This is a genomic window from Pseudomonas sp. H11T01 (genome assembly GCF_048515765.1).
Classification (GTDB): domain Bacteria; phylum Pseudomonadota; class Gammaproteobacteria; order Pseudomonadales; family Pseudomonadaceae; genus Aquipseudomonas.
Map to the genome: position 1 here is coordinate 258,720 of NZ_JBLYED010000003.1, position 14,402 is coordinate 273,121.

General features: G+C 57.9%; 8 protein-coding genes and 2 pseudogenes. 1 reads left to right on the plus strand and 9 read right to left on the minus strand.

The features are described 5' to 3' along the window. Window positions 1-84 precede the first annotated feature (84 nt). Window positions 85-2,370 carry an ATP-dependent DNA helicase gene (locus ACN1C3_RS05655; RefSeq protein WP_419114810.1) on the minus strand — a complete coding sequence of 762 codons (2,286 nt, stop codon included), beginning with the start codon at window positions 2,368-2,370 and terminating at the stop codon, window positions 85-87. Next, on the minus strand, window positions 2,367-4,058 hold the full coding sequence (locus ACN1C3_RS05660) for a VRR-NUC domain-containing protein (RefSeq protein ID WP_419114811.1): 1,692 nt from the start codon (window positions 4,056-4,058) through the stop codon (window positions 2,367-2,369). Before ACN1C3_RS05660 ends, ACN1C3_RS05655 begins: the two co-directional genes overlap by 4 nt. Window positions 4,059-4,238: 180 nt before the next feature. Between ACN1C3_RS05660 and ACN1C3_RS05665 the strand changes: the two genes are divergently transcribed. Beyond that, window positions 4,239-4,463, plus strand: a complete 225-nt coding sequence (locus ACN1C3_RS05665; protein ID WP_419114812.1) for a YgdI/YgdR family lipoprotein — start codon at window positions 4,239-4,241, stop codon at window positions 4,461-4,463. Between the two features lie 150 nt (window positions 4,464-4,613). Here ACN1C3_RS05665 and ACN1C3_RS05670 read toward each other — a convergent pair whose 3' ends face one another. The 7 genes and pseudogenes from ACN1C3_RS05670 to ACN1C3_RS05700 form a co-directional block, all read right to left on the minus strand. Further along, window positions 4,614-6,467: a polyurethanase gene (locus ACN1C3_RS05670; protein WP_419114813.1), complete on the minus strand. Its 1,854-nt coding sequence runs from the start codon at window positions 6,465-6,467 to the stop codon at window positions 4,614-4,616. 61 nt (window positions 6,468-6,528) lie between these two features. Continuing rightward, window positions 6,529-7,890, minus strand: a complete 1,362-nt coding sequence (locus tag ACN1C3_RS05675) for a TolC family outer membrane protein (RefSeq protein ID WP_419114814.1) — start codon at window positions 7,888-7,890, stop codon at window positions 6,529-6,531. Window positions 7,891-7,918: 28 nt separating this feature from the next. Continuing rightward, the gene (locus ACN1C3_RS05680) at window positions 7,919-9,253 is read right to left on the minus strand and encodes an HlyD family type I secretion periplasmic adaptor subunit (RefSeq protein WP_419114815.1); all 1,335 of its coding nucleotides are present in this window, start codon (window positions 9,251-9,253) and stop codon (window positions 7,919-7,921) included. Further along, window positions 9,250-11,028, minus strand: a complete 1,779-nt coding sequence (locus ACN1C3_RS05685) for a type I secretion system permease/ATPase (RefSeq protein WP_419114816.1) — start codon at window positions 11,026-11,028, stop codon at window positions 9,250-9,252. Before ACN1C3_RS05685 ends, ACN1C3_RS05680 begins: the two co-directional genes overlap by 4 nt. 278 nt (window positions 11,029-11,306) lie before the next feature. After that, window positions 11,307-11,525 (minus strand): annotated as a pseudogene (locus ACN1C3_RS05690) (serine 3-dehydrogenase); the annotation flags it as partial. Between the two features lie 355 nt (window positions 11,526-11,880). Further along, window positions 11,881-12,009: pseudogene (locus ACN1C3_RS05695) on the minus strand (IS30 family transposase); the annotation flags it as partial. A 98-nt stretch (window positions 12,010-12,107) separates the two neighbouring features. Then, a complete protein-coding gene (locus ACN1C3_RS05700) occupies window positions 12,108-13,772 on the minus strand; it encodes a multiheme c-type cytochrome (protein WP_419114817.1) in 1,665 nt (554 codons plus the stop codon). Between the last annotated feature and the right edge of the window lie 630 nt (window positions 13,773-14,402).

Sequence of the window (14,402 nt, forward strand, 5' to 3'; positions counted from 1 at the left end):
AACGCCCGCCGGCCGGATGGACCGTCACCGATTTGCGAGTGAGTGGGTGGCGATATTTGAACGAAAAAGGGTCTCTAGAACTGTTTAAACAGTCTTCCCCGGATCTGACGGCAATTCGCTGACCGACCACCAGCGCGGGAGCAATTGCTGAACCTTGGCTTCGGCGAAACGGTCATCGATCAACATCACCACGCCGCGATCTTGCTCCGTGCGGATCACCCTGCCGGCGGCTTGTACGACTTTCTGTACGCCGGGAAACAGGTAGGTGTAGTCATAACCGGCACCGAAAATCGCCGCCATGCGCTGCTTCAGTTGCTCGTTGACCGGGTTCAATTGCGCCAGCCCAAGAGTGGCGATAAAAGCGCCGATCAGCCGCGCGCCCGGCAGGTCGATACCTTCGCCAAATGCTCCGCCGAGCACCGCAAAGCCAATCCCCTGACTGCTGGTGGTGAACTGCTCCAGGAAAGCCTGACGCTGCCCTTCGTCCATACCCCGCGACTGCGACCACAGGTTGATGTGCGGATATCGGTCAGCCAATAACAACGCCACCTGCTGCAGATAATCGAAGCTGCTGAAGAACGCCAGGTAGTTGCCTGGCCGTTGTTCAAACTGAGTGGCGATCAATTCGACAATGGGCTCAAGCGACGCTTGTCGGTGCACGAAGCGCGTGGAAATCTGGCTGACGATGTGCACGTCCAATTGCTCGGCCGTGAACGGCGACTCGACATCGATCCATACGGTGTTCACCGGTAGACCTAACAGGTCGGCATAGTAATGCCGAGGGCTCAGGGTCGCGGAAAACAGCACGGTACTGCGAGCCGCCGTCAGCCGTGGACGAATAAAACCGGCGGGTACTACGTTGCGCAAACAGAGCTGCGACACGCTGCGCTTGGCGTTGAGGTCGCGTTTGCTGATATCGAACAGGAACTGCTCATCGAACAGTTCGGCGACCCGGGAGAATTGCAGCGCCTCGAAATAGAAACCTTGCAGCGCGCTGTCCAGCCCCTGAGGATGATCATTCAGGTAATCACCGATGGCTGCGATGCACAACGAAAGCGCTTGAAGCAGTTTATCCGGCGTCCGGGCATAGGCCTGATACGGACGGATCTGCTCTTTATGCAAGGCATTCCATTCACGGTTCAGCCGCTGCAAGGACTTCTTCAACGGCTCTGGCGCGTTAGTGCGCACCGTGTTCAAGGTGAATTGATCAAGGCTTGCGCTGTACATCTGCCGCCCGCGGTCCACCAGGTTATGGGCCTCGTCGACCAACACCGCGACCTTCCACTGATTGGCTTGTGCCAGACCAAACAACAAGGCACTGAAGTCAAAATAGTAGTTGTAGTCGGCAACCACCACATCGGCCCAACGGGCCATTTCCTGATTCAGGTAGTACGGGCAGACCTCATGCTTCAAAGCAATGTGTCGCAGGTTGCCCTGATCCCATAACTGCACCTGCGTGGCCTCTTCCCGGGCCGCTGGCAGACGATCATAGAAGCCCTTCGCCAACGGGCAGGACTCACCGTGACAGGCTTTGTCCAGGTGTTCACAGGCCTTGTCTCGCGCCACCAGTTCGAGCACTCGCAACGGCAGATTGGGTGCGCTGTCATGGATTACCCGGGCAGCATCGAGCGCAAGTTTGCGACCCGGCGTCTTGGCCGTCAGGAAAAACACCTTGTCCAGTTGCTGCGGCGCCAACGCCTTGAGCATCGGAAATAGCGTGCCGACGGTCTTGCCAATGCCGGTGGGTGCCTGGGCCATCAGGCAACGGCCGGTGCTCACGGCTTTGAACACCGATTCCGCCAGGTTTCGTTGCCCGGGGCGAAAGTCGGCGTGGGGAAAACGCAACAGCTGCGCGGCCTGATTACGACCGTCGCGGTGGCTCATCTCCTGCTCGGCCCACTGCAAAAACAACCCGCAGTGATGATTGAAGAAAAGCTCCAGCTCGGAGGCGCTGCAGACCTCTACGAGCCGGGTTTCCTTTTCGCTGACGATATCGAAATACACCAGCGCCAGGCTGATCTGCGGTAACTGCAGTTTCTGACACATTAACCAGCCATAGACCTTTGCCTGCGCCCAATGCAACTGACGATGATTGGCCGGCATAAGGCCCAGGTCGCCGCGGTAGGTTTTCACTTCCTCGAGCAGGTTCTGGCTGGGGTCATAGCCGTCCGCCCTGCCCCGCACTGTTAATTGCTGGTACTGGCCCTCCAGCGCGACTTCGGTTTGATAACCCTGGTTACGCCGCGAGGCGACGGTGCGGTGGCCAACAATGCCTTCCAGTGCCGTGGGTGAGGGGGTAAAGCGCAAGTCGAGATCGCCGACCTTGGCCGTGAACTCGCACAAGGCACGCACCGCGATGCTGTAGCTCACGCGCCCTGCTCCGCCCATTGCACATAACAGACGGCCACCGGCATCTGATGCTGTTGGCAGAACTCCAGCCAGCGCAACTGGTTATCTTGCAGGCGATCCCCCGGGCCTTTGACTTCGATCATGCGGTAGGTCTTTTGCTGCGGCCAGAACTGGATCAGGTCCGGCATGCCGGCGCGATTGGCCTTGATGTCCAGCAGCAAGCGATTGAACCAGTGTTTGAGGTGTTCGGCCGGCAAGCAATCGAGGGCCTGTTCGAGCAAGTCATCCGTTAACACACCCCAAAACACGAAGGGCGACTGCACGCCCCACTTGGCGGCGTAACGATTGCGGATGGTCTCGGCGTAACGGCCATCGTCCAGTTCGGCCAGACAAGCCTGGAACAGCTCGGCGCGCCGCGAATGAAAGTCCTCGTTGAGCAGGTCGACCGGGCCTCGTTGAAACGGGTGAAAAAACGCCCCCGGCAACGGCGCAAAGATCGCCGGCCAACACAGCAATCCGAACAATGAATTGATCAGGCTGTTCTCGACATAGTGCACCGGCGCCAACGCTTCACTGAGGTGAGCCTGAACATGGTATTCGACCGATAACGCCGGATCGGTCCTCGGCAGGCTGAGGTCCAGTCGCAGCGTATCCCGCGCGACCGCCCGAGGCATCGGCGGCCCCCCGAGCTTGCGTCGCAGCCGTGGCAGGACGCGTAGCAGTTGCTGTTGTTCGGCGGCGCTTTCCGGGCATTGCTCGGCATGGCTGGCCAGCTCCATTGCCAATGGATACTCGCCACTGCGTTCAAGCACGCGGATCAAACGCAGCCTCGCGCCGGGATAACCACAGGTGCGATAAAGGGTCAGGGCTGTCGAAAAGTCGGCGATTCGCTCGCAGTGTTGGCCAATCTGGAACAGTAGCCGGGCGCGGCGTCTTTCAAGCCAGGGGTTGGCCGTCTCCAGGGCATTGATGCGCTCAACAACCTCGTTCAACGGCTCGCTGGCTTCGAAACGCTCTTGGCAATCGTGCAGGTACAGAAAACCATCCACGTCGTCACGGCTGCGCAAGCCACGGGACTCAGCGCAAAATTCGACTTTTTCGTAGGTAAATATGCCCAGGTCGGCCAACACGAATTCCGACCAGTCCTGATAGAGGTTGCCGAAGAACATCAACCGCAGCCGATCGCAAAGACCCATGATGGTCAGCGTAAAGAGTCGGTCCTCCAGCGACGGACACCATTGCTTGAACGATTGCGCCTCGCTGAACTGCCCGCTTAAAGACGCGAGCCAATCGGGCTTTTTGGCCTTTAGCTGATCGATGGCCGTTCTGAAAATCTGGAGAATTTCCGGCTTCTGCAGGACGTCGAACAGCTCTTCGATCGACAACAGCGCCTGCTCATCGACCCAACCCAGATCCAGCAAGGGTGCCACCGCAGGCGTAACCTCACCGATTTCGTCGTAGCGCAGTTTGCCTGCCCGAAAACGCACGCCTTTGCGCATCACCATTCGCACGAGCAACCCTTGTGACGCTCGAGGCAATTGACCGAAGTCGAGAATGAACTGCTGCTCATCGCTGCTCAGCACGTCGGCATAACGCTGCTCAAGCCAGGCGAGCACTTGCACAAAGTTGTTCAGGTAATAGAACGGATCGTCGAGCGGGTTGGAAGTCACAGATCGAGCGCGCCAAAGAATGAGATACTGGTTATGCATACAGATACCAGCTCACCCCCTGCGCTTGCAAACAGTATTGGATAAGCGGCCGGGCATCAGGTTTTTTCTGACTGGAGAGAACTTTCTCTCAGTTAATTACACCAACGCCAATAGCACTGCATTCATGACGCTCTCCAGCCGAGGGGGTCGGATGACTTTTTTTGAACGAGAGGTTTGTGTATGAATATCAGAGTCTTGGGCTTGCCCTTGGCAGTAGCGGCGCTTCTGGCATTGGGTGGTTGCTCCTCACCGACGGTAGTGACCCTGCAGAATGGCACTCAGTACCTGACCAAGGACACTCCGAAAACCAAAAACGGGGATGGCTTTTACGAATTCGTAGACATCTCGGGTAAACACGTAAAGGTCAAGGCGGATGATGTCGCCACCGTCCGCAAGGAAAAATGAATCCTGAGACCGCGTTATCGTTCATCGCGAGCAAGCTCGCTCCCACACTGGATCGTTGGTGTACTTAAAATCTGTGCTCGACGAAGATCTAATGTGGGAGCGAGCTTGCTCGCGATGAGGCCCTTACCGGCGCCACACATGTTCGCTGCGTCAGGCGATGACAATCCCCGCGCCGGACAGATGATCCAGTCCAACACCGACCAGCGTCACCGAATCACTGCCAAAGGTCAGCACCGTATCGCTGCCCACCGCGGTGGCATGCTCTCGGTAGTCATAACTCTGGCCCACGCCTTCGACACCCAGGAATACCAGCTTGTCAGTGGACTGGAAGCCAATGACTTTGTCATTGCCGAAATCACCACTGAACACGAAAGTATTGCTACCGCCTCCCGACTCCATAAGGTCATTGCCCGCGCCGCCGACGAAGACGTCGTTGCCTGTGGAACCGATCAAGTGGTCGTTGCCGTCCAGGCCAAACAGCCAATCACCGCCAGCGTGCGCCTTGAGGGTGTTGTCGCCCGCATCGCCCTTCACCGATGACGCGTACTGCGTCAGGGTGGTGCCGGCCAGCAGCCCTTTGTCAGTAACGCTGTGGGTCACGTCGTCCTCGAACAGGCCCCACATGAACCCAGGCTCCTTGCTGGTCAGGGTGGCGATGTCACGGGTGATACTGATGCCGCCGTTGGCATCGCGGACATACAGCGTCCCGGCACCGTCGTTGGCGAAGTCGAAGCTTTTCACCGACTGCTGCAGGTCCAGGGTGTTGCTGCCCTTGCCGCCGAGCAGGATGTTGTAACCGCCGCCGTCCCTGAAGGTGTCGTTGCCGTCGCGGCCTTCGAGATAATCGTTGCCGCTACCGCCTTGAATCAGGTCTGCGCTGTCAGTGCCGATGATGAAGGTGCTGCCCTTGTGGGTCTCGGCGTTGCGGTTCAGGTCCTGGACCCAGGTATTGCTGCGCGCCGGATCCGAGAGGTTGGCGACGATGATGGTCGAGTCCTTGCTCGTCAAATCATAGAACTTCGATTCAAGCACCCGAGTCATGCCGTCGCCGTAACCGGTGGGCAGATGGGAGATCCAGGTCGGGACGTTGACGATGGAAAACGGCAGGATGTTCCAGGCCGTGGACGCATAGTGGTCGTTGAAGCTGACGATATTGTTGGTCGCCGAATCCTGATGGGCATCGTGCACGCCCAGCGATGACAGGTTGAGCGACGAGCCGTCCAGCGCGCGGAACACCGGATCGTTCTCATAGCCAACATTCAGCACTTTGTCGGTGCTGCTTTGGGTCGGCGATGCGTAGGCCACGTAGTTGGCGTCTTTGTAAAAACCCGAAAAATGATCGCTGCTCAGGTCTGCCAGGCTGTTGACCGCCAGACCGCCGAGACTATGGCCGCTGACCAGGATGTCCTTGCCGGTCAGGCCGTTGGCGCTGGCAAACGCCGCCACGTCGTTGAGCAGTGAACCGAAGGCTTCGCCGGCGTAGTTCTTCGCATAGTCTTTTGGCCCAAGGGCCGCCATCAGGTCGTTGATCACGTCGCCGATGGAGTCGCTGATCTGTGATTCTCGTGGGCCGCTGGTGCCGCGAAAGGCAATGCCGATCGAGGTCAGATGTCCGCCTGCATCGTACTTGCCGAGCACTTCGACCTGAGCACTGGTGTAACCGGCCTTTTCACCAAAGAAGGTTCCGCGTGCGTCGACCTTGCCGCCATAGCTCAGTTGGCCTGCGCTAATCGGCGTCCAGCCGGCTTTGTGCACGGCGTCCAGTGCGGCTTTTTCCGAATCAGGGTTCCACGGGATGCCTGGAATGACACCCTGAGAGTCGGCGCCGCCGATCAACGCAGTGACCAGCGTCGCCGGCAGGCCCAGGCCGAAACCGTTGTGCTGGTAACCGGTGGCAAAGCCGTTATCGAGGTTGTGGTAGGCGTAAAGCGTGATCGCCAGCGCATCGGAAAACAGCGCTTTTGAGCCCTCTGAACCGAGGTTTTTGTAGTCATAGACACCCATGGTATTGCCTCTCTCTTTGTTGGAATTTTTCGAGATAGCTCACGCAGCAGTTTTTTCCCTTTCACTTGCCGGTTAGGGTCACTTCACGGGGCATGAATGCCTCGTCGACCTTGGCCAGATCGTCTTCACGCAGGGTGCCGGCGTAGTAATGCAATTTGGTCCAGGCCATTAAATAGTCGTAGCGAGCCCGGGCCAGATCCCGGCGGGTGGTGTAGAGCTGTTGCTCGGCATTCAAGGCGTCGAGGTTGACCCGCTCGCCGCCGAGAATGCTTTGCTTGGTAGAGACCACCAGTGCTTCGGCTGAACTCAGGGCTTTCTGGTACGCCCGCAACTTGCTGACCCCGGACAGACAGGCGCTGAACTGGCGCCGCAGTTCGATCAGGGTTTCCCGGGTTTTCGCATCGAGGTCGTACTCGGCTTGCTCCATCGAACGGCTGGCCTGACGAGTGGAGGCGGACACACCACCGCCGGCATACAGCGGCACGCTGACTTCGATGCCAATGGTGTTGGTGTCATAGCGCTGGTTGTAGGTGTTGCCGCTTTCCGACTCGTTTTGCCGGACAGAGGCATAGGCGCTGACCTTGGGCATGTGCCCTGCGCGATTGCGCTCGACCTCGAACCGGGCGGCTTCCAGCGCCTGACGCTGGGACGCGAGGGTCGGGTTGTTGGTGACCGCCAGTTCATGCCAGGTATCGAAATTGGCCGGTTGCAAAGTGAACGACTGGAACCGATCGCCCATCGGCTCCAGATCGGCGATGTCGACCGCGGGCACGCCAATCAGCGCGCCCAATTCGCGCAAGGAGGCGTCCTGCTCGTCGCGCGCCTCGATTTCCTCGGCGGTCGCCAGTTCGTAGCGCGATTCGGCCTCGAGAATGTCGGTGCGAGTGCCCTCACCCTGACGAAACATCTGTTGGTTCTGCTGGAACTGTTGTTCGAAGGCTTTCTTCTTGGCTTGGGCGATGTCGATCTGATCCTGCGCGAACAGCGCTTGGGTATAGAACGTCAGCACCCGCACCAACAACTCCTGGCTTTTACTGCGAAAGTTTTCGTCAGCGAACAGTGCCTGGGCCACGCCTTTGCGGTAGGAGGCGTAGGCCTCGTAATCAATCAATGGCTGTTGCAGGGTGAACGTCGAGCCGTAACTGTTGTAGTTGCGATCGTCATGCTGGGTGCCGCGCTGGGTGTCCAGGTAGGTCGCCTTGGAGTTGTTGCGACCCTTGTTGTAGGTGTAACCCAATTTCGGCAGCAACCCGGCGCGGCCGATGGCGCGGTTTTCCAGGCCGGCATCGCGCTCCTTCATGGAGCCAAGAAACACCGGATCATTGCGCAATGCCTGCTCATAGACCTGGAACGGCCCCATGGCCATCGCACTGCTGCAAGACAGGAACGCCAAGGCTGCCGCGAGAATGGAAAGCTTATTCATACGACGGAACTCATACGACGGAACATTCCTATTCCTCGGTCAATGCGGAGCCTGCCCGATCGAGCAGAGGTTTGAACAAGTAATTGAGGAGTGAACGCTCACCGGTGCGCACAAACATTTCCGCCGGCATGCCGGGTTTGATCACCAGCCCGTTGAGTTTCTCCATGGCCACATCACTGACACTGCTGCGCAGCACGTAATAGGGCACACCGGTTTTCTCATCGACCATTTGGTCGGCGGAGATCAGGCTGACCTCGCCGGGTACACGGGGTGTACGGCTCTGGTTGAACGCGGTGAACAGAATGTACACCGGCAAGTTGCCACCGACCTTATCGATCAGGTTCACCGGCAGATGCCCTTCCACCTCCAGACGGGTGCCTTGGGGCACGATTTCCAGCAGGGTTTCGCCGGGCCGCACCACTGCGCCTTCGGTGTGTACGCCGAGGTTCACCGCAATGCCGTCGGCAGGCGCATCGATCTGGCTGTGTTGCAGATCAAAACCAGCAGAGGTGAGCTGCTGCTCCAGGGTCAGGCTTTTCAGTTGCGCGTCAGCCAGTTGGCTGCGGACTTCTTTCTGGTACTCCTCAGTGTGTTGTTGCAGCTTCAAGCGCGACTCAAGAATGCCCTGCTCGATGCGGCCACTTTCGCCAGTGTTTTGCGCCTGGTCCTGCTGCACTTGCGACAACTGTCGTTCGTATTCCATCAAGCGATTGCGCGGAATGTAGCCGTTGGCCGCGAGCGGTCGCAGGTTGTTCAGTTGCTCACGCAGGGACTCGGCCTGCGCGCTCAGATCGGTGCGGGCGCGGCGCATGCCGGCCAGTTGCGCGGTGGCGCCTTCGATGTTGGCGCGTATGCCGGCCTGCTCCCGGGCGAAGGCTTCACGGCGGCTGCTGAACAGTTGCCGCTGGCCTTCGAGCACCAACGCCAGTCGCGGGTCGGGGTCGCTGCTCAACTCAGCCGGAAAACTGACCTGCTTGAGGTTGTCGCGCTCACTCTGCCAGCGCGCCAGGCTGGCCCAGGCCATCCGGTATTGCGCTTGCAGGGATTGAACGTCGGCCGCGACCTGCGTCTGATCCAGCCGAAACAACGGCTGCCCCTGCTTCACCGCCTCGCCTTCGCGCACCAGAATCCGGCTGACGACGCCGCCGCTCAACGACTGTACGGCTTTGCGCTTGCCAGAAACCACCACAGTGCCCTGCACGGGAATCCCCTGATCGAGCGGTGCGAGACTGGCCCAGGTAAAGAAACTGCCGGCACCGACCACGGCCAGAATCCAGCCCATTCGGGCAAAAAAGCGTGCGTCGCGTTCAGGTCGCTCCGGCGCATCAACTTGTTCGATTGTCATGTCGCTGTCCTTGCTCATGCGCCGGAGTTCCTGGTTGGAGCTTGATACTGACGGCTCAGGCTGAGCCCGGCCGGTGTGGGGGACGGGGGTTTTTCCCGCTGCTGTTCCTGAGCACCGGACAACGCCTTGAGCACTTCATGGCTGGGGCCGAAGGCTTGCAGTCGCCCTTCGTTGAGCACCAGCAGCTTGTCGGCCTGGGCCAACGCCGAAGAACGGTGTGTCACCAGAATCACGCTGGTGCCTTGGGCTTTCATCTGCGCAATGGCGGCCGCCAAGGCCGACTCACCAACGGTGTCCAGATTCGAGTTCGGCTCATCGAGTACCACCAGGCTCGGACCGCCATACAGGGCGCGGGCCAACGCCACGCGCTGCTTTTGACCACCGGACAGGCCGCTGCCGTCCTCCCCCAATAGCGTGTCGTAGCCTTGGGGCAGGCGCAGAATCAGTTCGTGAACACCCGCTTGCCGGGCCGCCTCGACGATTTTTTGTGGGTCGGTGTCGCGAAAGCGTGCGATGTTTTCGGCGATGCTGCCGCTGAACAATTCGATGTCCTGAGGCAGATAACCGATGTAAGGGCCCAGATCATCTCGATTCCAGCGATGGATATCGGCACCGTCCAGGCGCACCGTGCCGGCCAGGGTCGGCCAGACGCCCACCAGCACACGCGCCAATGTGGATTTGCCCGAACCGGATGCGCCGAGTACCCCCAGTACTTCGCCCGCCGCCAGGCTGAAACTGACCTGATGCAAGGTCGCCGCACGGCTGCCCGGTGGGCCGGCGCTGACCTGTTCGAAAGCCACCTGACCTTTGGGGGCCGGCAAGGCCATGGCGCTGTCGCGGGGCGAAAACTCTTGCAGCAAGCTGTCCAGGCGCCGGTAGGCCAGCTTCGCCGAACTCCATTGCTTCCACACCGCGATCAATTGATCGATCGGGCTCAAGACCCGCCCCATCAGGATCGAGCCGGCAATCATCATCCCGGCCGTCATGTCGCCCTTGATCACCAGCAAAGCGCCCAACCCCAGCACCAGTGATTGCAGGCACAAGCGCAGGGTTTTGCTGAGAGAGCTGATCACCGCGCCGGTATCGCTGGCCTGATTCTGCAAACCGAGAAAACGTGAATGCACCGCGAACCAGCGTTTGCGCAACACCCCGAGCATGCCCATGGCCTGGATGGTTTCAGCGTTGTGCAAATGACTGGTGGCCAACTGGCTGGATTTTTGCGAATAGCCACTGGCTTCACCCAGCGGCTTTTTGGTCATGGCTTCGTTGAGGCAGGCCAGCGCGATCAGCAGCAAAGCACCGGCCGTGGCCAGCACACCGAGCCAGGTGTTGAACAAAAAAATCACCAACAGATAAACCGGAAACCACGGTGCGTCGAAGAACGCGAACAGCGCCGGTCCCGTGACAAATTGGCGGATGTGGGTGAGATCCCCCAGCGACTGCCCGGCATTGCCCTCGCCCTTGAACAGGTTGCGCTCGAACGCGGCTTGATAGACCCGCAGGTTGAAGCGCCGCTCCAACTGGCTGCCGATGCGGATGACGATGAAGCTGCGGATGATTTCCAGCAAACCGATAAACGCGAAGAAGCCGACCACCATCAAGGTCAACATGGCCAGCGTGGTTTCGTTCTGCGAAGAAAGCACCCGGTCATAGACCTGAAGCATATAAATCGACGGTACCAACATCAGCACGTTGATTAACGCGGTGAAACAACCGACGCTGATCAGGGTATTTTTATAATCGCCCAGTGCTTTGAACAACGGTGCAGCAGGAGTGGTCTTCGCCATCTTCATTAGTCTTCCCTGAGCTCATATCCCGCGCGGTAGTTCGGCGAGGGTTCAATAGACTGTCCGCACACGCGCCGAAACGCTATTGGATGTTTAAAGCGTGCAGCCGAATGAACACTATTGTCAGACAACATAGTGCTCCAGCTAGTTAATTACCTGCTGCGCATGAATGGCGGGCGAACCTATATAGTCATCGCTGACAACACTCAGCTTACAGGTGTGCTCTATTACTGAGTGCGTTGCAGAATAAGTACTGTTCCTGATTTCAAAGTGGCGTGGTAGAGCAGGTACCAGGATTGGCCGTCGTAGCCAGGCGCCGAGCCTGGCAAGAAAGCAAATGCCGCACCGCCGTTGTCACCGTTGCTGTTGTTGCCGAAGGTCATGTGACCGTCGCCACCTGAGCTCGCTTCCGCGAACGTGACGTTCGCTACGTCTGCCCACGATTGCATAGCGAGCACTGCCTGAGCCTTCTGCTGCGAACTGAACTGGCTGAAGGTGCCGATATTCAAGGCGGTACTTGTCTGCGCGGCCAATGCAATAGCGTTGTCTTTTACTTTCGACATAAACGCACTTCCTTGTTTGCAATGGAACAGATTTTGTATGACAGCGACACTCTCTGGCGAGGTCGTCCCATCACTCGCCCGATGAAGGCGAAAGAAAACTGACACAATTCGAAATCAAACGTCCACTACTTTTTTGACGCCAAATTGCGTTGTTCCGGTTATGCCCAGCAAACAATGACTCTTGGGTCTAAATATTATTTATCGTTCAGCCCTCTCGGTAATTGTCCGACAATTTACTATTTAAATATTAAATAACGGTAACGTTGGTCGATTGCAGGAGCTGAGTGCAACACGGCTATGACATTGAAGTGTGAGCGCTATGTTGCACAGCGTTGGCCTGTTGCATGACTTCCCCCATGACCTCAATCGGGCATTTGAAGTCGAAGCGTATACGTGGGCGCATGTTCAATTGCGAGGCGATGGCGGCAATAGCTACTGTGTTCGTGGCAACGCTCTGCGATGAGCCCCCTGTGAAAGCTTAGGGGGCGATCACAGGGGGCGGCGGGGGTCGACACTGCACAGCTAATAGTGCGCAGTTTCTGGCCCGACGGCTGACAGGGGTACGCTCTGCGTGACTTTGGCCATCTGGGTGATTTCCACCTGCAATTTATCCTTGCCGACCAGGTCGTCCGCCAGCTTCTGCGAAAACGGCCAGTAGTTCAGTTCGGCAGTCACGGTGAGCGGCCCGACGGCGTCGGCCGGCACCATGAAGGAGAACTCCCGAATATCGTAGCCCTGGGGCAGAATGCGGTTGTCCGAGAGAATTTGCGTGGCATTCCAGACCTCGACGTCCAACGGATTGCCGTCCTTGTCGCCCAGGTGCACTTTGAAATTTCGCGTGTTGTCCTCGGTCTTGCCGTCCTTGATCGAGCCCAGCCGATAGAGCTCGCGACCATTGGCATCCAGCACCCGGAAATCGATCCACATCTCCCGTCCCTCCGGAAAGCCGGTCGGCAGCTTGTGCCCGGCGCCGACGTTGGCAACTTTGACCGCTACCGAGGTGTATTGCCCGGGCATGATGGCTGCCGGCAGTTGTTCGAACTTTATTTCCCCCGCACGCGAGAGCATGTCGCGCGAGCGTTGCGCGCCCTCGTCCTGACCGAGATGCTTGAGCACCATAGCGTTGGCTCCGCTAAACCAGTGCGAGGCGACCTTTTCGCGGTCTGGCCCCATGATCGCGGCCTTACCGGCAAAACTCGACATATGGCAGCTCTGGCAGGTTTTATCGTTAAGGCTGTAGGTGCTCTCCTGCCATTCGTCATAGGTGCGCTCGACCGCCACACTGCTGAACGGGTGCGTGACGTTGTGGCAGGTGGCGCAAAAGTCCGAGCGCGTGTGCAGAGCGGAATACACGGTGTCGTGATAGGGCGAAACGGCATCTTTACGCGGGCCGAACTTAGTCGGTTTACCGTGCGCTCGAGGGCTCAAGACATAGGCACCGTTATCGAGGCCTGTGCGGGCACTGATGTTGTGGCAGGTCTCGCAATCGACCCCAGGCATCGGATGATTCTTCGTGCTGTCTTCAATCGAGGAGCGGTTGAGTTCCGAATTGATCTGCCCGGTTGTGAGGCCGATCGGGGTATGGCAGCCGGTGCAGAAGTTATCGACCTTGCCCTCGGTGGCCGAGCTCGCACGCTTGAGCAAGGCCCGATAGATGGGTTCATCCCAGGCTTGGGACATCATCGACGAGCGCCACTGCTTGTAGATCTCTGTATGGCAAGCGCCACATATCTGGGCATTGTCGAAGTCCTTCACATTCAACACCAGGTTGCCGGTGGTATTGGCCCGGTGCGGAAAGAACGGCATAGCGCCATTCACATGCATGAGCTTGGAGCGTGCCGGCTCCAGCCACTTTTCATTAGCTTGATTGTCATTGCCCTGAGGTTCGTCGGCCGCCACCAGCGTTACCGTAAGCAGGCAGGCTAGAAAGCACAAAAAACGGCGAACTAAAGGTCTGCGCCTGGGCGAATGTTTGCGTATAGGGTTAACGCGCAAACCTACACGCGCCACGAACAACGGCACGAACAATGTCATCAGCGAAATATTCAAGTCGATAATAATTAGACTGACATTCTCCGACACATTGAATAAGGCCGCGTAAGAGCCGGCGCACATTACCCATAGAACAATCAACGCCGATAACCAGTGCAGCGCTCCCTGCGCAAACGTGTATTCAGGGTGGTTCATGGAAGTTTCCCCAAGACGATTGCAGAGGGTGACTGCAACACTTCTATTGAGTTGACAGAGGTCCTTCATGATGCATGCCAACGGTTATATGTAATTACTCAATGGGGCACTTACAACTCCCCGACTCTCCACCTTTCATGAACAGGACAAGCTCACTCAGCAATTACTCTGCCATCACTGTGACAAAATATTTCTGACAGCTTTAAAGCCCCGTAAACACTGGCTACAACCTGATTTTTTGTGTTCATCAAGACGCGAATACTACTGGGTAATGGCACCCACTAGCGGGGGGGATTCATACCGAAATCGGGGGTTTGTGTGGCCGCTCTTTCTGCCCGTCGCTGCTCATCTTCGCCCGGCAGGTTTTTAAACTAACGAATGACTCGCCCGCACACAAGATTTTAAAAATTAACTACTAAAATTTTCCATTACAGCTAGAGTGAATCTAGGCACCCGCCACATTGCGACAGGAGGGCATTTCAATTGAACCTATAAAAAAGCGCTTCGCCTAATTTGACTACGCTTCACGCCAGCCAACTTCGAGCCGACGTAATAACTCGCGCGGAAAGAAAGATTTCTGGCCAGGAATTCATCTTGTAAAAGGACAGACCCCAAACTCGGCAACCCTAA

Coding starts and splice junctions, on each gene's coding strand:
- ACN1C3_RS05700 (WP_419114817.1), bottom strand. CDS start 13,772: ATGAACCACCCTGAATACACGTTTGCGCAGGGAGCGCTGCACTGGTTA.
- ACN1C3_RS05680 (WP_419114815.1), bottom strand. CDS start 9,253: ATGAGCAAGGACAGCGACATGACAATCGAACAAGTTGATGCGCCGGAG.
- ACN1C3_RS05670 (WP_419114813.1), bottom strand. CDS start 6,467: ATGGGTGTCTATGACTACAAAAACCTCGGTTCAGAGGGCTCAAAAGCG.
- ACN1C3_RS05665 (WP_419114812.1), top strand. CDS start 4,239: ATGAATATCAGAGTCTTGGGCTTGCCCTTGGCAGTAGCGGCGCTTCTG.
- ACN1C3_RS05660 (WP_419114811.1), bottom strand. CDS start 4,058: ATGCATAACCAGTATCTCATTCTTTGGCGCGCTCGATCTGTGACTTCC.
- ACN1C3_RS05685 (WP_419114816.1), bottom strand. CDS start 11,028: ATGAAGATGGCGAAGACCACTCCTGCTGCACCGTTGTTCAAAGCACTG.
- ACN1C3_RS05675 (WP_419114814.1), bottom strand. CDS start 7,890: ATGAATAAGCTTTCCATTCTCGCGGCAGCCTTGGCGTTCCTGTCTTGC.